Raw genomic sequence first — 23,809 nt, forward strand, 5'->3', positions numbered from 1 at the left:
GGGAGCATCGGATCCACTGCTGCGCGTGGAGGGTGTGTCGAAGCATTACGGCGGCGTCCGGGCGCTCGAGGATGTGCGGTTTTCGTGTCGCGCGGGCTCGATTCATGCGCTTCTCGGCGAAAACGGCGCGGGCAAATCCACATTCATCAAGATCCTTTCAGGCGTGGTACAGCCCGAGCGCGGCCGCATCGTGCTTGGCGGTGTGCCGGTCAGCTTCCCTACGCCCGCGGCGGCGGCGGACGCGGGCATATCCTGCATCTTTCAGGAGCTTTCGTTGCTGCCTGATCTCACGGTGGCCGACAACATCAATATTGCGGATCCGCTGCGCCGCCTCGGATTGATCGATCGCATGCAAGAGCGGCGACGGGCGGAGCAGATGCTGGCCCGCGTCGGCGGCGAGGATATCCACCCGGCCGCGCCCGTAGGCCAGCTTCCGCTCTCGCGCCAGCAGTTGGTGGAAATTGCCAAGGCGCTGGCACGGCGGCCAAAAGTGCTGATACTCGACGAGGCGACCTCGGCGTTGACAGCGGCCGACGTAGCCAAGGTCTTCACCCTGCTGAAGCAGCTTCGGGCCGAGGGCATGGCGATCGTGTACATCTCCCATCGCATGCACGAGATCGCCGAGCTTGCCGACGAATGCACTGTGTTTCGCAACGGCCGCTACATCGAAACCTTCGCAGCCGGTACGCGATCGGACGATGCCATCGTGGAGATGATGATCGGCCGCGAGTATTCGAGTGCCTTCCCGCCGCTCGGCGGGACGCGGCGCGACGGAACACCGGCGCTTGCCGTGCGTAACTTGTCCTGGGCCGGAGAATTGAACGACATTTCGCTCGAAGTCCATCCGGGCGAGGTCGTCGGTCTGGGCGGTCTTGACGGTCAGGGCCAGCGGCAGTTCCTGCTCGCATTGTTCGGTGCGCTGATCGGCGTGGAGGGGACGATCGAAGTGGCCGGCCGGCCCGCGAAAATCGGCAGCCCGCGTCAGGCGAAGTCGCCCCAACTCGGGCTCGCGCTGATTCCGGAAGACCGCAAGAACGAAGGGCTGATGCTGCCCATGACGGTGCGCGAGAACCTCTCGTTTGCCGCGCTCGAGACGCTGAGCCGGTTCGGCCGCATCGACCGCAAGGCGGAGGCCGAGCAGCTCGATGCGCTCGTGCGGCAGTTGGCCATCAAATCGGATGGCCTCGACGGTCCCGTGGCCGCGCTTTCCGGCGGTAACCAACAGAAAGTGGTGATCGGCAAGTGGCTGATGACCCGCCCGCGCATCGTGCTCCTCAACGATCCGACGCGTGGCATCGATGTCGGCACGAAGCAGGAGATCTACTTGCTGCTGCGCCGGCTCGCGCAGCAGGGAACGGCCGTGCTCTTCTATTCGACCGACTATGACGAACTGATCGGTTGCTGCGACCGCGTCGCCATCTTCTATGACGGCACGATCAGCCGGATGCTCCAAGGCGCCGAGCTGACCGAGCGCAATCTCGTGGGTGCGGCGCTGAACCTGTCTTCGGCGGGCGAGCGGCCGGCTTCGAACGCTGCATAGAGGTTGCCGATGCAACTGTGGAACGAGGGGCGAAGATGACGGTCGGAGCGCGCGACAGAAACTGGCGATATCGGCTCGCCGCCCAGCGCGGCGCGCTCGCGGCGGCCGCTATTTTCGCGATCATGTTCGCGGTGTATGGCGCCGCGCAGCCTACGGGGCTGAGCTCGGATGTCGTCAATACCGCGGCGAACAAGGGGGCGCTCTTGGCGCTCGTTGCGATGGCGCAGACCGTGCCCGTGCTCACGGGCGGGCTCGACCTGTCGGTCGGCATGATCTTCATGCTGACCAATTGCCTGGCATCGGTCATCGTCACGGGCAGTCCGGTCATGACGATCCTCGGCATTGCCGGCGTCCTCGCGGCAGGTCTGGCGTGCGGTCTCGTGAATGGATTGATCGTCGTCTATGGGCGGCTGCAGCCCCTCATCGCGACGCTTGCGACGAGCGCGATCTACTTCGGTATTGCGCTCGCGTTACGACCGCAGCCGGGCGGTGACGTCAACGGCGATTTCGCCGATCTGATGACGAGGTCGACCTATGGCGTGCCTTCGTCCGTGGTGCTGATCGTGGCGACGGTCGTCCTGATCTGGATGCCCTACCGAAACTCCACGCTGGGCAGGGCGGCCTATGCCGTCGGTTCGTCGGAACAGGCCGCTTATATGTCGGGCATTCCGATTGCGCGAGCCAAGCTTTGCGCTTATACGCTCGCGGGGCTCTTCGCCGCGGTGGGCGGGCTGTTGCTCACGTGCCTGACGTATTCCGGCGAAGCGCGTGCCGCGCTGGGCGGGGACTATACGCTGAACTCGATTGCCGCGCTGGTGATCGGCGGCACCTCGCTCTTCGGTGGCTCGGGCGGCGTGGTCGGCTCTGTCTTCGGGGCCTTCGTGATGCGCACGGTGGGCGATCTGCTCGTCGTCTTCAACATCAATCCGGTGCTGCAGCCGCTATTCGTCGGAGTGGTGTTGCTGTTCGCCGTCAGCCTTGGCTCGCTGCGCCTGCTGCGGGTGCGTAACAAGCTCGATCTCTATCGCTAAAGCCGCCATGCTTCGTTCCTTACCCAAGATCGACGTCGCGACATTGATCGCATTTGGCTGCATCGTGCTGCTCCTTTTGCTGGGCGGCGTGGCCAAACCGGGCTTTTTGTCCGTCGACTATCTCGGTCAGCAACTTCAGGTTGCGGCGTTCCTCGGCGTGATTGCGACGGGAGAGATGATCGTGATCCTGATGGGACAGATCGACCTCTCGATTCCGTGGACGATCGGTATCGGCGGCATGATGGCCACCGGCGCATCGGGCATTCTCGGCACTACGCTCGGCGTACCGCTTGCCGTCCCGTTCGGGATTTTATGCGGCGCTTTGATCGGGGTGGTGAACGGCTGGGGCGTGGCTTATCTGCGGGCGCCTTCCATGATCTTCACGCTCGGCATGAATGCCGTTGCCCAAGGCCTCATGGTCTATCACACCGGGGGCTTCGCACCGCAGGACCGGGCGACCTCACTCATGATCGAGCTTGCCAGTGGTCAGTGGATCCCCGGTTTTTCCAATCCGCTGCTCGTGTGGATCGCGCTTGGGGCACTCACCGTCTATATCCTGACGCGCACCGTATTCGGTCGTCAGATTTATGCGATCGGCAATCGCGAGCGGGCGGTGTTTCTTTCCGGCGTCGATAGTCGGAGGGTCACGCTGATCGCTTTCGCCTTTTCCGGCGCTTGCGCGGCGGCCGGCGGCGTGCTGCTCGCCGGATGGGCAAACCGTTCGTATCAGGCCATGGGCGATCCCTATCTGTTGCCTACGATCGCCGCCATCGTGCTGGGCGGAACCAATGTGCTCGGCGGTCGGGGTACTTATCTCGGCACCGTGGCCGGCGTGATTCTGATTACCCTCTTGCAGTCGATTCTTTCGGTACTGCAGCCGCAGGATTATTTCGCTTCGATGGGCATCAAGCTGCCCGCCGATGTCTTCCGGCAGGTCGTGTTCGGCCTGGTGATCATCGTGATGATGATGCTGTATGGGCGGGAGAAAGCGATGCGATAGTGTGGCGGGAGCCGGGATCAGGCGGTGCAGGGCGCGTGTCCATGTCGAGAGACCTGGCACGTGCCTTGCCGCAATGTCGATGGGAGGCGGCGGGCACGATCGCTTGCCGCCGACTCGATTCGCATGAACCGGGAGGTACCATGGAATTCTTCAGGCCAATACTGATAGCCGCCTGTGCGCAACTGGTCATCGCAAGTCCGCTGGCCATGGCCCAGACCACACAGCCCCCGCAGCAACCGAACTCCACCCAGCAAGGCGCGCAACCCGACCAGCAGGCGCCCGGCACCACCACGCGCTATGCGGATCCGAGCCACCCAGCGTCATCCCCCCAAGGTGGCACGCTGATGCAAAAGCGTGAGCAGGGTATGTCGCCCCAGGGCGCTTCAGGTAGCGCGACCGGCAAAATCCCGCAGTAGAACGACGAGCGTGCCGCGCTCCGCGATTCCAGGATGAACGCATTCGCAGCGCTTATAGCGTTCCGGTGCGCGGCTGAGGGGTCGGCTCGGTCGCGCACCCGACACGCAACACCATGCATTCACGTTGCTTGTTGCCATTTGTCCGGCGAACGGGCGATGCGCTGTTCGATTCGCCCGAGCCGGACGACTGTCACGCCGGGCCGCAACTGACGTAGAGACGGCATGACGAGCACGCAGTCGTCGTACGGTGTGGTGACGGCTTGACCGTCTGACCACCCGATGACCGTGCCGGCCTTCTCGAACACTTCGAGGCCGGTGTACGGTGCCGCGAACCGGAAGTCCATGCTCTTCGCAACCACCGGTTCCGTGACGCGCACAACTCGCATTTCCTCGGGGAGCGGCCTGAGCCATTCGGCCGGCAGGTCGCTTTCGTCGACGATGCCCGCCAACAGCAGGAAGCGCGCCGTGCTGTCTCGTGCGACCGTGACCGCACCTTTCTCCCAGTGTTGCCCGCATTCGATGAGCAGGGCGCTCTTTGGACTCGCTTCATCGCCGAAGCCCTCGTAGTCGCGCATTCTGCGTCCTTCGGGGTGACCTTCGTCGAGAATCGCCGTGGCCGGTGTGCCGAGGCTAACCGCGAGTTCGGCGCCCTTTCTCAGCGGACCGGCGACGATCAACGGCGAACTCTTCTCGTGCATCGAGTGAAGGTCGAGCAGCAGATCGACGGTATCGATCGCTGGCCGCATCGCGCGGGCGCGGTCCAGTTCCGCCGAACGCGTCGCGACGTCGTCGAGCTTCGCCGCGGTCCACACGCGGTTGAAGTCCTGATCGACGAAGCGCGCCCGGTCCGGCGCGGCGGGATCGAATCGCGCATACGCCGCTACGTTGGCGAACGACAGCGTGAGCTTGCCGCGACGGGGGCGCAATCGTGCGCGCACTAGTTCGTCGACGACGATCGCCCCGCAGACCTCGTTGCCGTGCGTCAGTGCGTTGATCATGACGTGCGGGCCGGCTACGCCGGAATCGAACGTGTAAAGGTACGGGATACCGGTATTGCCAGGCGCGTGCGGGGCAATATCGGGGAAGTCGATTTCGATGGGGTAGCTATTCATCTTTGTTTCAGCCCTTGCTGACAGCGATACCTGGACTACACATGATCGATCTGCGGGCCCTCATTGCATAGGATGATCTTTTTGTTTTGCAGCATTGCCCGGTAATTCGCCGTCAGAAAGCGCGTGGCATCACTTCTGTCACAATGGCGTTCGCCGATTCGCCGGCGCACCGTCGACAACGGATCACGATCGAGCCTCTCGTAAATGCGTATTTTCGGAATAAGCATCCACATCATCATCGCCCTCATTTTTGCGGTGCATGCCGTGCGCACGCAGCAGAACATGTACTGGCTGGTGATTCTGTTTCTCTTCCCTGGCCTCGGCAGTCTGGTCTATCTGTTCGTTGTTTACCTGCCTGGCTTGCGCCAGTCGCGTGGAGCGAGGGCGGCAACGCGGGCCTTTTCGCAGCTGGTCGACCCGGATCGAGCCGTACGCGAGGCGCGCATGGCTTTCGATCGCGCGCCGAGCGTCGCGCATCGCATGCGGCTCGGTGCCGCGCTGCTCGATGCGGGAAACGCCGCTGAAGCGCTCGAGCACTACCGAGCGGCGGCTACGGGGCCGTTCTCATCCGATCCGGGCTTGCTACAGGGATTGGCGCGAGCGCAGTTTGCCAACGGCGATGCCACAGGTACGCAGGAGACGCTGGAAAGGCTCTTCGCCGTTCATCCCATCGCCCGTCAGCAATCCGAACCTGCCTTGCTGTACGCACGAGCTTTGGCGGCGCTCGGCGCATCGGGCACGCGCGCCGCATTCGAGGTGGCGCTCGCCAGCGCGAGCGATGCGGCGCCCCGTTGCTTGTACGCCGATTGGCTGGCGACGCAGGCCGACGACGCCGATCGTCGGCGAGCGCGCGAACTCTACGCCGATATCGTGCACGATGCGAGGCATTGGACGCGCTACGCCCGTGACCACAACAGCGAGTGGTTGCAACGCGCCCAATCGGCTTTGAGCCGATAGCCGAGGGGTGTGCGTCGTTCGAGGATACAGTACGGGCGAGCCGGATCGTGACGGCCTTGCTCGGGCGTTTGCCCGCCGCATCGTGTCGAGTGAAGCGTAAGCGGGTCACGTCTTCATCGTTCTCGCGCAAACTGAGGAACGCGCACTGCGCGAGTTCGGATGGATGATCGAGCTTCGATAAACGACGCGCAAACGGGGGGCTTGCACACAGCAAGCGGTCGTTGGGGGCGAGGTAATGCCATGTCTTCCAGTTCGAGCATTAAGTGACCTTTAACGAAGGGTTCACTCCGTATTAAACAAGATGGGGCGTTTTTTTTCTATAGTGCAGGCTACGGATTCCGAACGGAGTGGCTCATGGTTCAGCACGAACACGGTACGCAGTTGCCTCAGACGATGAACCCTCCCGGGCTGGCGACGCCCGGTGGCCATTACAGTCACGTTGCGATCGCAAACGGCCTGGTTTTCGTGTCCGGTCAACTTCCAATCGACGCGAGTGGCGCCAAGCTCACCGGCCAACCCTTCGAGGCGCAGGCCGAGCAGGCGTTGGCCAACCTGGCGTCCGCATTGATCGGTGCTGGCAGCGGGACCGAGAAGCTGGTTCAGGTCCGTGTCTATATCGTCGACATCGCGCATTGGGCGAGCTTCAATGAAATCTATGCACGCTGGGCCGGCGACGCGAGACCCGCCCGTGCCGTCGTGCCGGTTCCGGCGCTTCATTTCGGTCTGACGATCGAGATCGAGGCGGTGGCGTTGGCGTAGCAATGCGCTATCCCGCACTCAAGGACGCACTGCAGTGACTTCTCCTGTTCATCACCTGATGCAAGCGCAAAGGCTGGATCGGTTCTTTGTCGATGGCGAATGCTACCGGATGCCGACCTGCCGAGGGCCATTGCGCCAGGCGTCGCCGCTGCATTCCGGAACATGGGCCAGTCATGCAGCGCACCGACCCGCATGATCGTGCCGCGCGACGTTCTCGAGGCGGTGAATGAGTTGGCTGTGGCCGCAACGGAAAAGATGATCGTTGGCGATCCGCTCGACGAGGCGACGACGCATGGCCCACTGGCCAATCGCATGCAGTTCGACAGAGTTCGGCAGATGATCGAAGCGGGCATCGAGGAAGGCGCAAAGGTCATCGCGGGTGGCCCCGGCCGACCCGCGGGATTCAGCAGGGGATTCTATGCACGCCCGACTATCTTCTCCGATGTCCGCACCGATATGAACATCGCCCAGCAGGAGATTTTTGGCCCAGTGCTTGCGATCCTTCCTTACGACACGGTCGAAGAAGCCGTCACCATTGCGAACGACACCGTCTATGGACTGGGTGCGCATGTTCAAGGCACGGACAAGGCACTCATGCGTGCGGTAGCCGCGCGCATCCGTTCGGGACAGGTGCATCTCAACTATCCGGCATGGGATCCGCAGGCGCCGTTCGGCGGATACAAGCAATCCGGGAACGGCCGTGAATATGGGATCGAAGGGATGGAGGAGTACACAGAGGTCAAGTCGGTACTTGGCTACTACGATTGAATGCGTCGCTACCTGCCCCCGGGATTACTGGCTGAGCACCCATTGGATAAGCGTATGCGCGTCCTCTGGCGACAGTGGGCCGCCGCGATCCGCGGGCAGCGGCATCGACGTGTCGCCCCAGTGCGCTTTTCCACCGAGACGTAGTTTGTGCTCGAGCATTTCGGCGGCTTGCGGCTTGTCCCGATAGCGGTCGGCGATTTGATGGAAGGACGGCGCAAGAAACGGCGCGTCGATAGTGTGGCAGAACATGCAATGCTGCTGATCGATCAGCTCGGTGGGTTCATGCTGCTGCGCGAATGCCGGCGAGCCGAACACCGCAGCCAGCAGCCAGGCCGTACCGATTGCATATTGCTTTTGCCGCACATTCATTGCTTTTTTCCGAAAGAGACGCGCTCAGCGTGAAATGTGGGACACGGCCACAGCCAGATCGACGCCCATCGAGTGCGGTTCTCGCATACGGATACGGCACCGGCCGCACCGTGGGTCAGTGGGACATCAGCACGGGAACCGTCATCGTTTCGAGCATCGTGCGCGTGACGCCGCCCAGCACCTGCTCCCGTGCGCGCGCATGCGCATAGGCACCCATCACGAGCAGGTCGGCATGCACGTCGCTCAACTGATTCAGGAGCGTCGCTCCGGTGCTGACGCCGGACGCGCGCGGTATCGACGCAAACCCCGCACGTACGCCGTGCCGCTCGAGATAACCGGAGACGTCGAACCCGGCCGGCTCGTCTCGATCCGGGTGCTTCACCACTGTCGAGACCGTTACGAAGCGCGCGCGTTTGAGGATCGGCAGCGCGTCGGCGAGCGCGCGAGCGGCTTCACGGCTGCCGTCCCACGCCACGACGACGTTCTCGCCGAACGAAGTGACGCGGCCCGCGTACGGCACCACGATTACGGGACGCCCGGCGGTCATGACGAGATCTTCGATGAAATTGCGAGCGACATACGATGCCTGGTCGTCGGGGTCTTCCTGACCCACGATCAGGAGATCGGCATGGCGGGCGTACAAGGTGGCGGCGTCAACTGCGGGACCCGCGGGCGCCTGCCACTCGAACCGGCATCCGGCGCGCTTGGCTGCGGCGGTGAACTGTTCCTGCGCGCGCAGCCTGCGCTCCGCGCCTTGCGCTTCCAGAGTGGCCAAATTGAGGCTGTCATCGCGCTTGAGCAGCGGGCGGAATATCTCCTGGCAGACCACATAAAGGCCGACCAGGTGAGCGTTGTATTTGAGCGCGAGATCTAGCGCGAGGTCCACACGCGCTTCGCTATGGCGGCTGTCGTCGACGTGGACGAGCAAAGTCTGATAAGTCATGACGGTTCCTTTTCGGTTTGGGAGGGCGCTGCAGCCGCCGCCGGGGCGGCGCCTTCGACGCTGCCGGGAATCAACAGCACCGGACAGAAAGCCATGCGCAAGAAGCGCTCGGCGACGCTGCCGAGCATGAGCCGCCGGACGCCGCGCCGGCCATGCGTACCCATGACGACGAGGTCGCAGTGGTTGGCACGCGCTTGTTCCAGAATGCACTCCGCGATGTCGCCGCCGGGTACGGCGGCTTCGACCACAGACGGCGCGCCCTTGACGTTTTGCCGCTGCATGGCGGCGAGTGTCTCCGCCTTCAATCGCTCGCCTTCTTCGAACAAAGTGTCGCGCACGATCGCCGGATTGAATCCGGGCGCCTGATAGGCCGCGATCGGAACCTCGACGACGTACAGCGGAATCAGTTCTGCGCCGTTCTCGCGGGCTGTCTCGAGCGCGAAATCGAACGCGCGCTGTGCGGTGCCGCTGCCGTCGATCGGCGCGAGGATGCGTTGGTACATGATCGGACCTCTTCGTTTGCAACGGAACGGAAGTGCCTTTGCGTAATCTAGAGTCTAGGAGCGGCGTTTTATTGCGGATTGACACAGATCAATCGAGCGTGGGCTCCGGATGCGCAGTCCGCGGATGCTGGAACGCATCGCGTGGAGTGCATCGGTTCTAGCCGCTGGCGGCGGTTCATGTTTGATTGACGGAAGTCAAGTGCGTGCGAAAGCGGCTGCGTACAGTGATCTCGTCACGCGAATTTTTTTGCGCCACCTAACGGCGCTCGCCGATACGCCACGCCGGTATCCAGCGCATTTCCCTTTCGAGGAGAACAGCATGTCCGCTAAACGGGTTGCCTTCGTCACCGGAGGTATGGGAGGCCTCGGCGCGGCGATCAGCCGGCGTCTTCACGCCATGGGGATGACGGTCGCGATGTCGCATTCCGAACATAACGATCACGTATCGACATGGCTCATGCACGAGCGCGACGCGGGGCGCAAGTTCCACGCCTACGAGATGGACGTCGCCGAATTCGATTCGTGCGAGCAATGCGCGAAACGTGTGCTCGCCGATCACGGCGCAGTCGACGTGCTGATCAACAATGCGGGCATCGTGCGGGACAGCACGTTCGCGAAGATGACGAAGGCCGACTGGAATGCGGTGATGCGCACGGACCTCGACGCTCTGTTCAACGTGACGAAGCCGTTCATCGGCGGGATGGTGGAGCGCGGCTTCGGGCGTGTCGTGAACATCGGGTCGGTGAACGGCTCACGTGGTGCTTTTGGACAGACGAATTATTCGGCCGCGAAGGCGGGCGTGCACGGTTTCACGAAAGCGCTGGCCCTCGAAGTCGCCAAGCGCGGCGTGACGGTGAACACGGTATCGCCCGGCTACCTCGATACGGCGATGATTGCGTCGGTGCCCGAGGAGGTCATGCAAACACGCATCTTGCCGCAGATTCCCATTGGCCGGCTCGGACGCCCTGATGAAGTCGCCGCGCTCGTGGCATTCCTTTGTTCGGACGATGCCGCGTTCGTAACGGGCGCGGAAATCGCGATCAACGGCGGCATGCATATGCGGTAAGCGTAGGAATCGCAAGTGCCTTTACGACAGTGAAGCGCAGATGGCTGCGAGTTGACGCAAGTCAATCGCCCTACGACGACACTGGCTAGAGTAGTTCGTGCATGGTCTCGTGCAACCGACGAGGCGAGAAGCTGCCGGAGTGCGGGACGCAGGCGCTGTCACGGGTGCGCACGCACCTGTATTGTGAGTTTCCATAAAGGAGTGTGCTATGAGCAGCCCGACCCGTTATGACCCGTTTTCGCTCGAGCCGGTGGCCGACCTGTTCCAGGGGTTCTTCCGGCCGATGCGAAGCCTGACGCTCGAAGGCGGCGTGCCGCTTTCGGACATCAAGGTCGACGTTTCGGAAAGCGATGCCGCTTACACCGTAAAAGCCGAGATGCCTGGCGTCAACAAGGAAGACATCGACGTAAAAATCGATGGCAATGTGGTATCGATCAGCGCCAAGGCCGAGCGCAGCAAGGAACTGAAGGAAGGCGAGCAGGTGATTCGCCGCGAACGCTATTCGGGTGCGATGAGCCGCTCGTTCTCGCTCGCGAGCGACATCGACGAGGGCGCGTCGTCCGCGACGTATCAGGATGGTGTGCTGTCGATGACGCTGCCGAAGAAGAAAAACACCGAACAAAAGCGTCTGCAGATCAGCTGAGCGTCAGGCAGCACGATTTCGAACGTGGCCTGAAGGAGGGCGCGATGAAGACAGACAAGCAACTGAAGCATGAAGTCGAAGAGGAGCTGGAATTCTCGCCTCTGATTAATTCGGCGCTGATCGGCGTCGAGGTGACGGACGGTATCGTCACGCTGTCGGGCCACCCCTCGAGTTACGCGGAAAAGCTCGCCGCCGAGAAGGCGGCCCAAAGAGTCGCGGGCGTGAAGGCCGTGGTGGTCGAAATGCATGTTCGACTGCCGCACGACGACGTGCATACCGACGAAGACATCGCCAATGCGGTGCGCTCATTGCTGCGCTGGACCGTCGGGGTTCCGCATGACGCCATCAAGGTGCAGGTCGAAAATGGCTGGGTGACGTTGCGCGGCGAACTCGCCAATGCGCACCTGAGCTATCTCGCCGGGCGCACGATCGGTCAGATGCGCAGCGTGACCGGCGTGACGAACCTGATCGACGTTGCCGGCCCCAAAGCGGCCGAAAATGTCGCGGAGAAGATCGGCAAGGCGATGCAGCGGCATGCCGAGCGCGAAGCCAAGCATATTCAGATCAAGGTTCGCGACGGCACGGTGACGCTGACCGGCACGGTGGGTTCGTACGCCGAGCGCTCGGCCGCACGTGGCGCCGCATGGTCCGCGCCGGGTGTGCACGCGGTGATCGACAATCTCGTCGTCGGGTAAGGCGGCCGGCTGTATGAACTCCCCGTGCTTCATGGCGGGGAGGACGGAAGCGCCGTTTTCGCCGGTGTATGCGGACAACCCTCGTCAGCGCGTGATCGACTGCCAGATCTCCTGGGCATCCTCGGCGAACGAGAACAGTGCCGTATCGCTGGCGGCGATCGTGCCTTCTTCGACGAGGAAATCGAAGTCGATCGCTCGCCGCCAGTATTGCTCACCGACGAGCACCACGGGCAGCGGCGCGATTTTCCCCGTCTGCAGGAGCGTGAGAACCTCGAACAGTTCGTCGCATGTGCCGTAGCCGCCGGGGAAAAACACGGCGGCCTTGGCGCGCTCGAGCAGGTGGAGCTTCCGGATGGCGAAGTAATGCAGCTTGAAGCAAAGGTCGGGACTGATGTAGGGGTTCGGGAGCTGCTCGCGCGGCAGCGAGATGTTCAAGCCGATGCTTGGTGCGCCGGATTCGAACGCGCCGCGATTGGCGGCCTCCATGATGCCTGGGCCGCCGCCAGTGACGATCGCGAGTTGCGGCGGTGCGCCTGAGGTACGCGCGCGTCCGACCAGCCGACCGAATTCGCGAGCGATCGAATAGTACGCGCTCTTCGCGAGCAGCCGCTCGGCGATGGCGGCTGCTCTTCGGCATTGTGGATTCAAGGGCGCGTCGGCGAGCGCTTGTCTCGCCGCGTCGAGGCGCTGCTGCGCTGCCGCGGGCTCGATGAGGCGGGTGCTCCCGTACACGACGATCGTGTGTTCGATGCCGTGGCGCCGCAGGATTTCCTCCGTCTTCCAGAAGTCCAGTTGCAGGCGCACGCCGCACATCTCGGGGCGCAACAGGAAGGCCCGGTCTGCGTCGGCCTGCCGGTAGCTGGGGCTCTCGATCAGTTGCCGCACGCGCTCGGCGGCTTCCTGCTGTACCTCGTCGCCGGATACGTCTTGGTCTCCGGCGGCCGGGGCCGAAGCAATCGTGTCGGTTTGCGCAGAACACGGCAATGCCGCGTGCGGCTCGGCGACTATGCCAGTGTGTCCCTTCATTGCGCACCTCCCGATCCTTTCGCCAAGCGCTGGCCGTCGAGCACCGATACCGCCTCTTGCGCAATCACCTGCTCTTCGTCCGTCGCGATCACGAGCACGTCCACCTTGCTCGTGGTATCGCTGATAACGCGCGCGTTGCGTGCGTTCGAGGGGGCATCGATCCGAACCCCAAGCCATGCCAGGCGTTCGCAGACTGCCGCTCGAATGGCAGGTTGGTGCTCTCCGATGCCGGCTGTAAAAACAACAGCGTCGAGCCCGCCCATGGAGGTCGCCAGCCTTGCGACCTCGCCGGCAATACGAAAGGCAAAGAGGTCCAGCGCTTCGCGCGCTTGCGGCAACGCGCTCGCCAGCAATTCACGGCTGTCGGCGCTGATGCCCGAGACACCAAGCAAGCCGGATTCGTGATAGAGCAATGCTTCAACTTCGGCGAGGCTGAACTGACGCTGGCCGAGCAGGTGCAGCACGACACCGGCATCCAGCGCGCCGCAACGCGTTGCCATTGGAACGCCGTCGAGCGTCGAAAACCCCATGCTCGTGTCGCGGCTCACACCGCCCTCGAGTGCACAGAGGCTCGCTCCGCTCCCGAGGTGGGCTGCGACGATCTTGCCACGCGCAAGCGCAGGGAAAAGGCTGGCGAGTTGCGAGGCGATGAACCGATATGACAGGCCATGAAAGCCATATCGCTTGATGCCTTCGTCGAACAGGCGCCGCGCGATCGCAAAGCGTCGCACGAGATCGGGTTGCCCCTGATGAAATGCGGTATCGAACGATGCTGTTTGGTGCACGTGTGGCCGTAGAGTGCGGATGGCACGAATGAGCCGAACGCTTTGCGGTTGGTGCAGCGGCGCGAGCGGGACGAGTTCTTCGATGGCCGCCAGCGCGCGATCGTCGATCGCAATGGGACCTTTGAATCGGTCGCCTCCATGTACGACCCGATGCCCGACCAGCGCGAAATCGTTCAACGAAAAATGGTCTTTGAACCAATCGAGCGTTTCGTCGATGACAGCATGCAGATCGTCCGTGCGCGGTGCGCGTAACGGCACCCGCACAGCTTCGCCACCATTCGAGATGTTCAGCGATAACGGTGCGCTCCGAAAATCGATGCTGCCGCTGCCAATGCGTATCGGCGAGGTGCCCGTTACGCGAAACAGCCCGCATTTGATCGTCGATGAGCCGGGGTTGAACGTGAGGAGAAGCGGTTCGCTCATGATGGAATGGCATCGTGGTGCGTGCGTTCGGCAACGAGCTTGGCGAGCGCGGCCGACGCCAGGCGCACGCGCAGCGAATCGGCGCGGCTCGTGAGGATGACCGGTAAGCGTGCGCCCAACACGAGACCCGCGCCGTCCGCGCCGGCAAACAGCATGAGTTGCTTGACGAGCATATTGCCGGCTTCGAGATCGGGCATGAGCAGGATGTCGGCTCGGCCCGCGACCGGCGAAACGATGCCTTTCGTCAGCGCGGCCGCGGGGCTGACCGCATTGTCGAATGCAAGCGGGCCATCGACCAGGCCGCCCGTGATTTGACCGCGTGTGGCCATGACCGTGAGCGCGGCCGCATCGAGCGTGGATTGCATCTTGGGATTCACGGTTTCCACCGCGGCCACAACCGCCACGCGCGGCTCGTCGATGCCCATCAGCCGTAGGAAGTCGATCGCGTTCTGGCAGATGTCGCGTTTTTGCATGAGGTCGGGCGCGATGTTGACGGCCGCGTCCGTGATGACGAGCGGTTTTTCATAAGCTGGAACATCCATGACATAGACGTGGCTGACGCGCCGCTCGGTTCGCAGGCCGGAGCCCGGTGCGACCACGGCCGAGAGCAGCTCGTCGGTGTGCAGGCTGCCCTTCATCAACGCCGCCACCGCTCCGGACGAGCCGAGCTCGACGGCTCGGGCGGCCGCGGCGTGGCTGTGCGCGACCGCTTCGATCGTGATGTGTGCGAGGCTGCACTGGGCAGCATCCGCCGCCGCCCGGATCTTCGCTTCCGGGCCGATCAGCACGGGGTCGAGCAGGTTTTCGTCGCGCGCCTCGACGGCCGCCCGAATAGCTTCGGGAGAGCAGGGGTGTACGATCGCGGTTCGCAGGGGCGGCCGGCTCTGAGCGCTGCGAATGAATGCTTCGTAGCGACCGTGACCTGTGAGCCGGCTGCCCGAAAGATCGTCGTTCACGTGGTCCCTTCTATCTTTGGAAAACGTAGGTGCCAGGGGCGTCGGCCGTGGCATGGTCTTCCACCCCCAGCGACCCGCACGCTGGGGGTGGGAGGCGTTTCGCGCTAGAGCGCATACCGAGCCATTCGCTCCATTCGGGCCACCATGAGCCCTCATGTCGGTCCGCGAGTGCCATCCATTCGTCCGGACCGACGCTGAGACCCGTGGCGGCGGTAGTTTCGATACGGTAGTGGCGGTGTGGATGGTTCGGCTCGCTGACGATGCCCGCGTTGTGGCCACCGCTCGTCAGCACGAACGTGATGTCGGCATCGCAGAGATGGTGGATTTTGTAGACGGACCGCCATGGCGCGATATGGTCACGTTCCGTGCCCACGACGAACATCGGCGTGCGGATGTTGCGCAGGGAAACGGGCCGATCGTCAACCTCGTATCTTGCACATGCAAGGTCGTTGCCGAGAAAGAGCTTGCGCAGATACTCCGAGTGCATGCGATAGGGCATGCGCGTGCGGTCCGCGTTCCACGCGTTCAAGTCGCTCATCGGCGCGCGTTCGCCGAGAAGGTAATCGTGGACGACACGCGACCAGACAAGATCGTTCGATTTCAGCAGCTGAAACGACCCCGCCATTTGCTCGCCGCCGAGATAGCCACGTTCCCACATAGCGCTCTCGAGAAAATAGATCTGGCTGTCGTCAATGAACAGCTGCAGTTCCCCGGGTTCGCTGAAGTCCGTTTGCGCGGCAAACAACGTGATCGAGGCCAGCGTCTCGTCGCGCCGGCGGGCCATCTCGGCAGCCGCGATCGCGAGAAGCGTGCCACCCAGGCAGTAGCCGGCCGCGTGGATCTTGCGCCCGGGCATGATTTGCAATATGGCATCGAGCGCAGCCATGATGCCAAGGTTACGGTAGTCGTCGAATCCAAGATCGCGATCGTCCTTGTCGACGTTGCGCCACGATATGCAGAAGACGGTGTACCCCTGGTCGACGAGATATCGCACCAGCGAGTTGTGCGGCGACAGATCGAGAATGTAGTACTTCATGATCCACGCGGGCACGAGCAGTATCGGCTCGGCACGAACTTCGGCGGTCGACGCACGGTATTGGATCAACTCGATCAGGTGGTTGCGAAAAACGACGCGCCCGGGCGTGACGGCGACATCGACGCCGGGTTTGAACCGCTGCGTTCCCTCGGGCGGTTGCCCGGCGGCGACGCGCGACGCGTCTTCGAGCGCGTTCAACGTACCTTGAACGAGATTGACGCCGAAGGTTTCGGCCGTGCGTTGGACGACCTCGGGATTCGTCGGCGGGAAGTTGCCCGGCGAAAAAACGTCGAGCCATTGCCGCGCGGCGAACGACACTACGTCTTGATGGTGGCGCGTCACGCCGGGCATCTCGTGCGTCGCTGCACACCACCATTGTTCGGTCAGTCGGAACGAATACTGCCAGGCGCGGAATGGGGGGATCTGCCAGACGGGGGCGCGAAACCGATCGTCGCTCGGCAGATCCGGCTCGCGTGGCGCGATACCGTATGCGCAGTCCAGTAGTTGGGCCGCCTGGCTCGCGGCGAGTGCAGCGAGTTCCATCCGCTTGCCGGGTGCCGCCAGCAAGTGAATGAACCAATCGGAGAAAGCGAGTGCGAGCGCTGCCGGCGATGGGCCGCCGGTGGCTTGCGCGATCCATGCTTCCTTCGCATGGTCGAGCGCGCGAAATGGGCTGTCGCTTAGAAGGCCGGGCGTGAGCGCGGCATCGTCGATCGGGTTTTTCTCCTTGCTGCGCGTATCCATCGAGCATCCTTCAGTTCGGCGTGAAATCCACTCTACACACGTGGGTGCCGGCAGGTATGACCTACGTCAACGCGCGCGACGCTTGGGGCTCGGGCATTCGTGTGAACGTACGCGATGGTTCGTTACTCACTTCGCGCACGATTGACGCATATCAACGAGGCGCACAGGCAACCGGCGAAGATGAAGGCTCTGGCGCCGGCACCGGGCCGTCGCACGAGCAATGCGTGCACAGTGGGGCAGTTCGATCATGCGAGCAAACTTTCGAATCGTATTGGCGACGCTGGCGGTATTCGTCGCGATTTGCGGCATCTTTGCCGCAATTCACGGACTGTTTTTTGATCGGGACAGTGCGGTCCGTTATGGTGCGGCGGCAGTCGTCATCGGCGTCGCGGCGTTCGTGCTCCTGCTCAACCCGCTCATGGGTCTCGACGAGGACTCGCACCCGGATCCTTGGAAATGAACGAAGTCTTCCGGAAGGCGTTGACCGTGGCCGGCGGTGCGAGTGTCGCGAATATCAGGTCAAGCGGCTTCGTCATCGGCAAAGACGCCGAATTCGGGTTCGCTCGTTTCGCAGTCGACGCACTGCACGTGCCAATCGCCCAGCATGCGTTTCGTCGAACCCCGATTGCACCACGAGGCGCGACCGACTTCGCCCTCGAACGGTCCGCCATCGGTTCCGAGCCCCAACCCTTCGAGCTTGCATAGCTGCTGCGTGCCGGACGGGTCCAATATCAATGTCCTGCCTGCTTCCGTGCGCACGGTTCCCCACGCGGGTAGCGCGAGGCCGGCGTGCGCTTCGCGCGACCATTTGAGCGAAGCGTCGTCCAGCCAGAGAATGGCGTACGCGCTAGGGTTGGTATTGAATGTATCGAGGTGTAGGGTGATTCTCATTGAAGTCTCCTGTCGACGGCTTCCTATCAGTGCGACATCAGCACCGGCAACGTCATCGATTTGAGAATCGACCGCGTCGCGCCACCGAGCACCCACTCGCGCCAGCGCGAATGGCCGTAGCAACCCATCACGAGCAGGTCTGCATCGAGGTCGGCGGCTCGGGAGAGGATCGCTTCGCCGGTCGGCACGTCTTTCATACCCTCGACGTCCTGCGTGGCGACGTTGGCGCCATAACGCGAGACGATCGCCGCGATATCGGACCCGGGAATGCGGCTCGATGGGGGCTCGCCCTTCAGCGCGTCGATGGTGAGCACGGTCACTTGCTTCGCGCGGCCCAGAAACGGCAACGCATCGTGTAGCGCGCGGGTGGCCTCGCGACTGCCGTCCCACGCAACAAGTACGCGCGAGCCGGTGCTTTTGAATTGGCGGGCATACGGCACGACCAACACGGGGCGTCCCGACGAGAGCACCAGATTTTCGACGAATTGGTCGGCGACGAACGACTCGGGGTCGCTGGGATCGTATTGACCGACGATGGCCAGATCGGCGAGACGAGCCGCCTGCGGCACGTACCGATTGGCGTATTCCGTCGAAGATTGCCATTCTCCCGCGACCCCGAGACGCAACATTTCGGCCCGGAACAGGCGTTCGAGAGCGCCTTTGCGCTCCTCGCGCCGATGGTCGAGCTCCCTGTAAAGGTCGGCGTTGCCTGCCATCACGTAGAAAGATCCGGGTTCCGGCCTGAAGACAGTGAAAAACCCCGTGAGATGAGCTTCGAACTGCTTGGAAAGCGATAGCGCGAGTTCCAGCCGGTTGTGCACAGCCTGGCTCGGATCGAGGTGCACGAGGATGCTTTTGTAACTCATTGCCATTGCTCCCAAGAATGGAATTCCGATACTGGATGGGTGCTTAACTGTTTCCAGTCTAGGAGCGCGGCGAGTTCTACTGATTGACGCAAATCAACCCGGGGTGTTTCGCCAAGGCTTAAGGTGTTTTGTATGCAGAACGAACCTTTGGCTCCTTGGAGGTAATCCAGTAATGAAAGCTCTCGTGTATCACGGTCCCGGCGCATGCTCGCTCGACGATCGCCCGACACCGGCTCTCGTCGATGCGACCGACGCGATCCTTCGGGTCACCCGCACAACCATTTGCGGAACCGATTTGCACATTCTCAAAGGGGACGTGCCGACATGCGAACCCGGCCGCATTCTCGGCCATGAAGGCGTCGGCATCGTTCAAGAGGTCGGCTCTGCCGTGACGGCGTTCAAGCCGGGCGACCATGTGCTGATTTCATGCATTTCGTCGTGCGGCAAATGCGAGTACTGCAGGCGCGGCATGTACTCGCACTGCACGACGGGAGGCTGGATCCTGGGCAACCGGATCGATGGCACTCAGGCCGAGTACGTGCGCATTCCACACGCCGATACCAGTCTCTATCACATCGCGGCGGGTGCCGACGAAGACGCGCTCGTGATGTTGTCGGACATTCTGCCGACAGGGTTCGAATGCGGCGTGCTCAACGGCAAAGTCGAGCCCGGTAGCACAGTGGCGATCGTAGGCGCAGGTCCGATCGGGCTCGCCGCGCTGTTGACCGCTCAGTTCTACTCGCCCGCACGAATCATGATGATCGACCGCGATGCGAATCGCCTCGAGATTTCTCGGCGGTTCGGCGCGACCGATTGTATCGACATCAGCGCGCTCGATCCCGCTGCGGCAGTGATGAAGCTGACCGAGGGAGTGGGCGCTGACTGTGTGATCGAGGCCGTCGGTGTGCCCGCGAGCTTCGAGCTGTGCGAAGCGATTGTCGCTCCGGGCGGAATCATTGCAAATATCGGCGTGCACGGCGTGAAAGCCGATCTGCATCTGGAGAAGCTATGGGATCGCAATATCGCGATCACGACACGCCTCGTCGATACGGTGAGTACGCCGATGCTGTTGAAGACCGTGCGGTCGGGCAAGCTCGATCCAAAGCAGCTCATCACGCATCGCTTCAAGCTCGGCGAGATCGACAAAGCTTACGAGACGTTTGGACATGCCGCCGACACGCATGCGCTGAAGGTGCTCATCGAAACATGATTGCCGGCGCACAAACGGGCCGCGCTCGGCGTCGTGACCGCACCGCGCGGCGCTAACCCAACGGAGGACAGATGCCGCGGATCGTGACTCTCACGCTGAATCCCGCGCTCGATGTTTCGACCGCCGTCGAGCAGGTGATCGATACGCGCAAGCTCCGATGCGACACGGCGCTCAGGCATCCTGGCGGCGGGGGTATCAACGTCGCGCGCGTTATCGAGCGGCTGGGCGGCGATTGCGTGGCTGTCTATCTTGCGGGCGGCCCGTTCGGCGAGGAACTGCGGCGCCTCGTCGAGGCGGAAAACGTGTGCGGGCAGTGCATCGAGATCGTCGGCGAGACACGTGAGAGCTTTTCCGTCTACGAGAAGTCGACCGGGCGCCAGTTTCGCTTCGTCCTTCCTGGACCGACTCTCGCCGAGGCGGAGTGGCGAGGCTGCATCGCGCGGCTGGACGCGTTCGACCCGCCGCCGAGCTATCTCGTCTTGAGCGGCAGCTTGCCTCCGGGAGTTCCCGATGACATCTATGCAAGGCTGGCTCGATCGGCGCGATCGAAGGGGACCCGGGTCGTGCTCGACACCTCCGGACCTGCTTTGCGATCGGCGCTCGATGCGGGCGTTTTCCTCGTCAAACCCAGTCTTGGCGAGCTTCGTGAACTTACCGGCCGGCCGCTCGCCGACGAGTCCGAATGGAAAGAGGCGGCGCTCGCGCTCGTGCATGCGGGACAGGCCCACACGGTCGTATTGACGCTGGGCGGGCTGGGCGCCTTGCTCGTCAGCGAGCGCGCCGTGCTGCGCGCGCCGGCTCTGAGCGTGCCTGTCGCCAGCGCGATCGGTGCTGGCGACAGCTTTCTGGGCGCACTCGTTTGGGCACTCGATCGCGACGCACCGCTCGAGGACGCGTTTCGCTATGGATTGGCGGCGGCGTGCGCCTCGCTACTGAACGCGGGCACCGAACTTTGCAAAAAAGAAGATATCGAGCGCTTATACCGCGACATCGTCATCGGGTGAGCCGCAAGGCCCTCCGGCGAAAGTGTCGATTGCCGCTGCCAGGCAGCGATGGGAGATGAATCGTGTACAGAAAGATACTGGTTGCCGTCGACGGCAGTGGGTCATCGAAACGCGCGCTGGACGAAGCGTTGCGGCTGGCCAAGCTGGCGCATGCCGAGGTGCGCGTCGTGCATATCGTCGACAAGTCGCCGCTCTTCATGTACGCCGGATACTACGATCCGGTCGCGCTGATGGAGGCATTGCGCGCCAACGGCGGCGCGGTGCTCGACGCCGCACGAGATGCGATGGCGGCGCAGCGTGTGGCGGGCGATGTCGAAGCCGTCGAAACCGAAAGTCTCGCGGACGACGTCGCGCACTGCTTGCTCAGATATGCCGAAAACCACGGTGCCGATCTCGTGGCGATGGGCACGCACGGGCGCCGGGGTGTGCAGCGTCTCGTGCTCGGCAGTGTGGCCGAGCGCTTTTTGCGCGTTTCCCACTGCCCTGTGCTCTTAACTCGGGACACCGCGTAATCGAACGCTCGCTGGCGAGAAGACACAACCGGCCGATTCCCGGCCCGTTCGAATCTGCATTCGTCGATACGCCAGCGGCCGGGGGACTTGCTGCAACACCAGGCCATGAGCGCTACAGCGAGGGCGCGGCGCAGGTCGAAGCGGTCCGGAGCTAGGCGCGCGACATGGAACACGTCGCAAGGAACCCGGGTGTGGGCACGCGCTCGAATAGCGCGCGCCAGTATCCCCGCGTGTGGACTGCCGCGCAGATTGCCTGGGGCTCGCGAGGGCCGGAACCGATATGCATTGGAAACCTGTCCGCCGAAAGGCTCAGAAGCGGCAATGATCGGTGCGTTCGTCGCAGGTCCCGATCGCGACGTCCTGCGCGGGTTGGCTGCACGGCGCCGCCGGCAGTTCGACCGATTCGAGGTAGGTCGGCACCTCGCAGCGCCAATGCAGCGTTTCCTCGATCCGGCGTCTCAGCGCATCGGCTGCTGCCGGCTCGCCGTGCGTGATGAAGGTGCGCTCGGGCGGGGTCGACAGCGAGCCGAGCCACGCGAGCGTCTCGCGATAGTCGGCATGTGCCGACAGCGACGAGATCGATTCGATCGCCGCCCGCACCGGCACGTATTCACCGTGAATCTTGAGCGTGGGCGCGTGCGCCTCGAGGGCCGCCCCGCGCGTGCCCGCCGCCTGATAACCGACGAGCACGATGGTGTTGCGCGAATCGGGCGCAAACGCCTTCAGGTGATGCAGCACGCGGCCACCGGTGGCCATGCCGCTGCCCGCAATGACGACCATCGGTCCATGCCGGGCCGTCAGCTGCTTTGACTGATCGACGGTGCGTACCATCGTCGCGGCCTTGCGGATCGAGTCTGCCTGCGAGATCGTGAGCCGATGTTCGCGAAGGTGGTGCCGGTAGAGTTCGGTCACATCGATGGCCATCGGGCTGTCGAGATAGACGGGAACGTTCGCCATCCGTCCCGTTTCCTTCAGCAACGCGATGTACCGCAGAATCGACTGCGTGCGGCCCACGGCAAAGGACGGAATGACGACGACGCCGCCATGCTTGAACGTCCGCGCGAAGATCGTCTCGAGTTCGGCCGCTGGATCGCTATCGGGATGGAGGCGGTCGCCGTAGGTCGATTCGACGACAAGGTAGTCGGCATGCGCGAGCGGCATCGGAGGGCGCAGGATCGGATCGACGGGCCGGCCGATATCGCCGGAAAACGCGATCAACTTTCCACCCATATGTACGAGCAGACTTGCGGCGCCGAGGATATGTCCGACCGGAAGCAGGCAAAAGGACACGCCGTTTTGCAACCTGACGGACTGGTCGAAATCGCACGGCACGAGTTGCTTGAGCACGCGCTCGGCATCGTCCATCGTATAAAGCGCAAGCGCAGGGTGGTGCTTCGAGAAGCCATGGCGATTCGCAAAGTCGGCCTCTTCTTGCTGGAGCTTGGCGCTGTCTCTGAGCAGCACGCCGCACAGGTCCACTGTGCCCGACGTGCCATACACGGGGCCCCGGTAGCCCATGCGTGCAAGCACGGGCAAGTACCCGGAGTGGTCTAGATGAGCATGGGTCAGGATCACGGCATCCAGCGTATCGACGGGCACCGGCAGCGGGGCCCAATTGCGCAGCCGCAGGTTCTTGGTGCCCTGAAACAGTCCGCAATCGATCAACAGGCGCAGTCCTGCGCCTTCAAGGAGGTATTTCGAGCCGGTGACCGTCTCGGTGGCGCCCAGGAAAGTCAGTTTCATGCGTGGCTCCGTGCAATCCCGTGATTCTCGATGCCCTCGAGCATGACTTCATGATGCGGATTCTCCGAAGCTTTCTCCTGATCCACATCAACGAAACCGGGGCGTGCCGCGCGAAACTGTATTCGTGCGAATGCGCGTAACGCTCGCACGCGGATATGCGCGGATATGGCACGAACGATCACCATGTCGCCGGGCTGCAGGGAGCCGTCCAGAACTTCGGTGTGCGTATCGTCGTCGAGTCCCGTGCTGATCGCGACCGAAACCGGATGTCCGTCGTGCAGTACCAGGCCTGCGCGCCGCGCGGGCTCGCGCTAGCGCTTTCTTCCGATCGCCCGCAGCATAGACTCGCCGCGGTACGTGACGCGTGCGCGGACATCTGTGTTCTCGCGGTTTTCGAGCGTGATCAGTTCGTGCTCGGACAGCATTTCCAACTCGGCTCGATCGATTTGTTTCAGCGCGTGCCCGTCCTTGACCAGCAATAGCGCAGCGACCTCGTGAAGGCTCAGCATCATTCGTCTCCTTCCTGTCTGCCGCGATCGAGCAGCATCAGAATCGTGACGGGAATCTTCATTCTTCAGCGCGGAGTTCGCGGCGAGGAATGGTTTGCATGGGATTGGCGTTGCAGGCGATGGCGACGCGACGCTTTTATCCTACGCGCGCGCCCAGCAAACCGGATTGATGCAAATCAAGCCGGCACCGCGAGACAGTCGCTACATTGATCGCGTGCCGATATCCGAATTCTGGACGTCCGGTCGAGGCATAACTTGAGGTCGATCAAAAAAAAGAAGCAAGTGGCAGGTGGCACGCTCGT

General features: G+C 63.0%; 25 protein-coding genes and 2 pseudogenes. 14 read left to right on the forward strand and 13 right to left on the reverse strand.

The annotated features are described in order from the left end of the window. From VGL01_RS14335 to VGL01_RS14350, 4 genes are all read left to right on the forward strand, one after another. Positions 1-1,540, forward strand: a 1,540-nt coding sequence (locus VGL01_RS14335) for a sugar ABC transporter ATP-binding protein (RefSeq protein ID WP_414720261.1), incomplete at its 5' end; no start/stop codon positions are given. A gap of 35 nt (positions 1,541-1,575) precedes the next feature. After that, positions 1,576-2,571: an ABC transporter permease gene (locus VGL01_RS14340; RefSeq protein ID WP_331570387.1), complete on the forward strand. Its 996-nt coding sequence runs from the start codon at positions 1,576-1,578 to the stop codon at positions 2,569-2,571. A 7-nt stretch (positions 2,572-2,578) separates the two neighbouring features. Further along, positions 2,579-3,571, forward strand: a complete 993-nt coding sequence (locus VGL01_RS14345; RefSeq protein ID WP_331570389.1) for an ABC transporter permease — start codon at positions 2,579-2,581, stop codon at positions 3,569-3,571. 41 nt (positions 3,572-3,612) lie between these two features. Then, positions 3,613-3,987 carry a hypothetical protein gene (locus VGL01_RS14350; protein ID WP_331570391.1) on the forward strand — a complete coding sequence of 125 codons (375 nt, stop codon included), beginning with the start codon at positions 3,613-3,615 and terminating at the stop codon, positions 3,985-3,987. Between the two features lie 119 nt (positions 3,988-4,106). On the opposite strand, the gene VGL01_RS14355 is transcribed toward VGL01_RS14350, so the two are convergent. Next, positions 4,107-5,099, reverse strand: a complete 993-nt coding sequence (locus VGL01_RS14355; protein WP_331570393.1) for a M14 family metallopeptidase — start codon at positions 5,097-5,099, stop codon at positions 4,107-4,109. 204 nt (positions 5,100-5,303) lie between these two features. On the opposite strand from VGL01_RS14355, the gene VGL01_RS14360 reads away from it, so the two are divergent. Next, entirely contained in the window at positions 5,304-6,056 is a 753-nt protein-coding gene (locus VGL01_RS14360) for a hypothetical protein (protein WP_331570396.1), read from the forward strand. A 13-nt stretch (positions 6,057-6,069) separates the two neighbouring features. On the opposite strand, the pseudogene VGL01_RS14365 reads toward VGL01_RS14360, so the two are convergent. Then, a pseudogene (locus VGL01_RS14365) lies at positions 6,070-6,312 on the reverse strand (LysR family transcriptional regulator); the annotation flags it as partial. 98 nt (positions 6,313-6,410) lie between these two features. On the opposite strand from VGL01_RS14365, the gene VGL01_RS14370 reads away from it, so the two are divergent. Further along, a complete protein-coding gene (locus VGL01_RS14370) occupies positions 6,411-6,815 on the forward strand; it encodes a RidA family protein (protein ID WP_331570398.1) in 405 nt (134 codons plus the stop codon). Between the two features lie 99 nt (positions 6,816-6,914). Next, a pseudogene (locus VGL01_RS14375) lies at positions 6,915-7,583 on the forward strand (aldehyde dehydrogenase family protein); the annotation flags it as partial. A 24-nt stretch (positions 7,584-7,607) separates the two neighbouring features. On the opposite strand, the gene VGL01_RS14380 reads toward VGL01_RS14375, so the two are convergent. The 3 genes from VGL01_RS14380 to VGL01_RS14390 all read right to left on the reverse strand — a co-directional run bounded on the left by VGL01_RS14380 (position 7,608) and on the right by VGL01_RS14390 (position 9,398). Then, entirely contained in the window at positions 7,608-7,952 is a 345-nt protein-coding gene (locus VGL01_RS14380; RefSeq protein WP_331570400.1) for a c-type cytochrome, read from the reverse strand. A 115-nt stretch (positions 7,953-8,067) separates the two neighbouring features. Then, positions 8,068-8,895: a universal stress protein gene (locus VGL01_RS14385; RefSeq protein WP_331570402.1), complete on the reverse strand. Its 828-nt coding sequence runs from the start codon at positions 8,893-8,895 to the stop codon at positions 8,068-8,070. Further along, positions 8,892-9,398, reverse strand: coding sequence for a universal stress protein (locus VGL01_RS14390; RefSeq protein ID WP_331570404.1), 507 nt, complete (start codon positions 9,396-9,398; stop codon positions 8,892-8,894). The genes VGL01_RS14385 and VGL01_RS14390 overlap by 4 nt, the downstream gene beginning before the upstream one ends. A 319-nt stretch (positions 9,399-9,717) precedes the next feature. Between VGL01_RS14390 and VGL01_RS14395 the strand changes: the two genes are divergently transcribed. The 3 genes from VGL01_RS14395 (at position 9,718) to VGL01_RS14405 (ending at position 11,802) form a co-directional block, all read left to right on the forward strand. After that, positions 9,718-10,464 (forward strand): beta-ketoacyl-ACP reductase, encoded by a 747-nt coding sequence (locus VGL01_RS14395; protein ID WP_331570406.1) that lies wholly within the window; start codon positions 9,718-9,720, stop codon positions 10,462-10,464. A 208-nt stretch (positions 10,465-10,672) separates the two neighbouring features. Then, positions 10,673-11,107, forward strand: coding sequence for an Hsp20/alpha crystallin family protein (locus VGL01_RS14400; RefSeq protein ID WP_331570408.1), 435 nt, complete (start codon positions 10,673-10,675; stop codon positions 11,105-11,107). Between the two features lie 44 nt (positions 11,108-11,151). After that, the gene (locus tag VGL01_RS14405; protein WP_331570410.1) at positions 11,152-11,802 is read left to right on the forward strand and encodes a BON domain-containing protein; all 651 of its coding nucleotides are present in this window, start codon (positions 11,152-11,154) and stop codon (positions 11,800-11,802) included. An 84-nt stretch (positions 11,803-11,886) separates the two neighbouring features. Here VGL01_RS14405 and VGL01_RS14410 read toward each other — a convergent pair whose 3' ends face one another. Genes VGL01_RS14410 through VGL01_RS14425 form a run of 4 tightly spaced genes read right to left on the reverse strand, consistent with a single transcriptional unit; the run spans position 11,887 to position 16,772 of the window. Next, complete coding sequence (locus VGL01_RS14410; protein WP_331570412.1) at positions 11,887-12,828, reverse strand: LOG family protein; 942 nt, start codon at positions 12,826-12,828, stop codon at positions 11,887-11,889. Continuing rightward, positions 12,825-14,036, reverse strand: a complete 1,212-nt coding sequence (locus tag VGL01_RS14415) for an acetate/propionate family kinase (RefSeq protein WP_331570414.1) — start codon at positions 14,034-14,036, stop codon at positions 12,825-12,827. Before VGL01_RS14415 ends, VGL01_RS14410 begins: the two co-directional genes overlap by 4 nt. Continuing rightward, positions 14,033-15,046 carry a bifunctional enoyl-CoA hydratase/phosphate acetyltransferase gene (locus VGL01_RS14420; RefSeq protein ID WP_331570416.1) on the reverse strand — a complete coding sequence of 338 codons (1,014 nt, stop codon included), beginning with the start codon at positions 15,044-15,046 and terminating at the stop codon, positions 14,033-14,035. Before VGL01_RS14420 ends, VGL01_RS14415 begins: the two co-directional genes overlap by 4 nt. Next, positions 15,003-16,772, reverse strand: coding sequence for a PHA/PHB synthase family protein (locus VGL01_RS14425; RefSeq protein WP_331570418.1), 1,770 nt, complete (start codon positions 16,770-16,772; stop codon positions 15,003-15,005). The genes VGL01_RS14420 and VGL01_RS14425 overlap by 44 nt, the downstream gene beginning before the upstream one ends. A 247-nt stretch (positions 16,773-17,019) precedes the next feature. Between VGL01_RS14425 and VGL01_RS14430 the strand changes: the two genes are divergently transcribed. Further along, positions 17,020-17,232 (forward strand): DUF2964 family protein, encoded by a 213-nt coding sequence (locus VGL01_RS14430; RefSeq protein WP_414720262.1) that lies wholly within the window; start codon positions 17,020-17,022, stop codon positions 17,230-17,232. Positions 17,233-17,291: 59 nt separating this feature from the next. Here VGL01_RS14430 and VGL01_RS14435 read toward each other — a convergent pair whose 3' ends face one another. Next, complete coding sequence (locus VGL01_RS14435; RefSeq protein WP_331570420.1) at positions 17,292-17,663, reverse strand: DUF3564 family protein; 372 nt, start codon at positions 17,661-17,663, stop codon at positions 17,292-17,294. Between the two features lie 26 nt (positions 17,664-17,689). After that, entirely contained in the window at positions 17,690-18,529 is an 840-nt protein-coding gene (locus VGL01_RS14440; RefSeq protein WP_331570422.1) for a universal stress protein, read from the reverse strand. A gap of 172 nt (positions 18,530-18,701) precedes the next feature. On the opposite strand from VGL01_RS14440, the gene VGL01_RS14445 reads away from it, so the two are divergent. The 3 genes from VGL01_RS14445 (at position 18,702) to VGL01_RS14455 (ending at position 21,255) form a co-directional block, all read left to right on the forward strand. After that, the gene (locus VGL01_RS14445; protein WP_331570424.1) at positions 18,702-19,739 is read left to right on the forward strand and encodes a zinc-dependent alcohol dehydrogenase family protein; all 1,038 of its coding nucleotides are present in this window, start codon (positions 18,702-18,704) and stop codon (positions 19,737-19,739) included. A 71-nt stretch (positions 19,740-19,810) separates the two neighbouring features. Next, on the forward strand, positions 19,811-20,743 hold the full coding sequence (locus VGL01_RS14450; RefSeq protein WP_331570426.1) for a 1-phosphofructokinase family hexose kinase: 933 nt from the start codon (positions 19,811-19,813) through the stop codon (positions 20,741-20,743). Between the two features lie 62 nt (positions 20,744-20,805). Continuing rightward, complete coding sequence (locus tag VGL01_RS14455) at positions 20,806-21,255, forward strand: universal stress protein (protein ID WP_331570428.1); 450 nt, start codon at positions 20,806-20,808, stop codon at positions 21,253-21,255. Between the two features lie 309 nt (positions 21,256-21,564). Here VGL01_RS14455 and VGL01_RS14460 read toward each other — a convergent pair whose 3' ends face one another. Together VGL01_RS14460 and VGL01_RS14465 are read right to left on the reverse strand one after the other, a co-directional pair. Beyond that, positions 21,565-22,998, reverse strand: coding sequence for an MBL fold metallo-hydrolase (locus VGL01_RS14460; RefSeq protein WP_331570430.1), 1,434 nt, complete (start codon positions 22,996-22,998; stop codon positions 21,565-21,567). Between the two features lie 311 nt (positions 22,999-23,309). Beyond that, positions 23,310-23,510: a hypothetical protein gene (locus VGL01_RS14465; RefSeq protein WP_331570432.1), complete on the reverse strand. Its 201-nt coding sequence runs from the start codon at positions 23,508-23,510 to the stop codon at positions 23,310-23,312. Positions 23,511-23,809: the final 299 nt, after the last annotated feature.

The organism is Trinickia sp., from assembly GCF_036503415.1.
In the GTDB taxonomy this organism is placed as follows: Bacteria; Pseudomonadota; Gammaproteobacteria; order Burkholderiales; family Burkholderiaceae; genus Trinickia.

What these genes read in the sequence shown, in the direction of transcription:
- VGL01_RS14340 (WP_331570387.1), top strand. Translation starts at nt 1,576, where the DNA reads ATGACGGTCGGAGCGCGCGACAGAAACTGGCGATATCGGCTCGCCGCC.
- VGL01_RS14345 (WP_331570389.1), top strand. Translation starts at nt 2,579, where the DNA reads ATGCTTCGTTCCTTACCCAAGATCGACGTCGCGACATTGATCGCATTT.
- VGL01_RS14350 (WP_331570391.1), top strand. Translation starts at nt 3,613, where the DNA reads ATGTCGAGAGACCTGGCACGTGCCTTGCCGCAATGTCGATGGGAGGCG.
- VGL01_RS14355 (WP_331570393.1), bottom strand. Translation starts at nt 5,099, where the DNA reads ATGAATAGCTACCCCATCGAAATCGACTTCCCCGATATTGCCCCGCAC.
- VGL01_RS14360 (WP_331570396.1), top strand. Translation starts at nt 5,304, where the DNA reads ATGCGTATTTTCGGAATAAGCATCCACATCATCATCGCCCTCATTTTT.
- VGL01_RS14370 (WP_331570398.1), top strand. Translation starts at nt 6,411, where the DNA reads ATGGTTCAGCACGAACACGGTACGCAGTTGCCTCAGACGATGAACCCT.
- VGL01_RS14380 (WP_331570400.1), bottom strand. Translation starts at nt 7,952, where the DNA reads ATGAATGTGCGGCAAAAGCAATATGCAATCGGTACGGCCTGGCTGCTG.
- VGL01_RS14385 (WP_331570402.1), bottom strand. Translation starts at nt 8,895, where the DNA reads ATGACTTATCAGACTTTGCTCGTCCACGTCGACGACAGCCGCCATAGC.
- VGL01_RS14390 (WP_331570404.1), bottom strand. Translation starts at nt 9,398, where the DNA reads ATGTACCAACGCATCCTCGCGCCGATCGACGGCAGCGGCACCGCACAG.
- VGL01_RS14395 (WP_331570406.1), top strand. Translation starts at nt 9,718, where the DNA reads ATGTCCGCTAAACGGGTTGCCTTCGTCACCGGAGGTATGGGAGGCCTC.
- VGL01_RS14400 (WP_331570408.1), top strand. Translation starts at nt 10,673, where the DNA reads ATGAGCAGCCCGACCCGTTATGACCCGTTTTCGCTCGAGCCGGTGGCC.
- VGL01_RS14405 (WP_331570410.1), top strand. Translation starts at nt 11,152, where the DNA reads ATGAAGACAGACAAGCAACTGAAGCATGAAGTCGAAGAGGAGCTGGAA.
- VGL01_RS14410 (WP_331570412.1), bottom strand. Translation starts at nt 12,828, where the DNA reads ATGAAGGGACACACTGGCATAGTCGCCGAGCCGCACGCGGCATTGCCG.
- VGL01_RS14415 (WP_331570414.1), bottom strand. Translation starts at nt 14,036, where the DNA reads ATGAGCGAACCGCTTCTCCTCACGTTCAACCCCGGCTCATCGACGATC.
- VGL01_RS14420 (WP_331570416.1), bottom strand. Translation starts at nt 15,046, where the DNA reads ATGCCACGGCCGACGCCCCTGGCACCTACGTTTTCCAAAGATAGAAGG.
- VGL01_RS14425 (WP_331570418.1), bottom strand. Translation starts at nt 16,772, where the DNA reads ATGGATACGCGCAGCAAGGAGAAAAACCCGATCGACGATGCCGCGCTC.
- VGL01_RS14430 (WP_414720262.1), top strand. Translation starts at nt 17,020, where the DNA reads ATGCGAGCAAACTTTCGAATCGTATTGGCGACGCTGGCGGTATTCGTC.
- VGL01_RS14435 (WP_331570420.1), bottom strand. Translation starts at nt 17,663, where the DNA reads ATGAGAATCACCCTACACCTCGATACATTCAATACCAACCCTAGCGCG.
- VGL01_RS14440 (WP_331570422.1), bottom strand. Translation starts at nt 18,529, where the DNA reads ATGAGTTACAAAAGCATCCTCGTGCACCTCGATCCGAGCCAGGCTGTG.
- VGL01_RS14445 (WP_331570424.1), top strand. Translation starts at nt 18,702, where the DNA reads ATGAAAGCTCTCGTGTATCACGGTCCCGGCGCATGCTCGCTCGACGAT.
- VGL01_RS14450 (WP_331570426.1), top strand. Translation starts at nt 19,811, where the DNA reads ATGCCGCGGATCGTGACTCTCACGCTGAATCCCGCGCTCGATGTTTCG.
- VGL01_RS14460 (WP_331570430.1), bottom strand. Translation starts at nt 22,998, where the DNA reads ATGAAACTGACTTTCCTGGGCGCCACCGAGACGGTCACCGGCTCGAAA.
- VGL01_RS14465 (WP_331570432.1), bottom strand. Translation starts at nt 23,510, where the DNA reads ATGATGCTGAGCCTTCACGAGGTCGCTGCGCTATTGCTGGTCAAGGAC.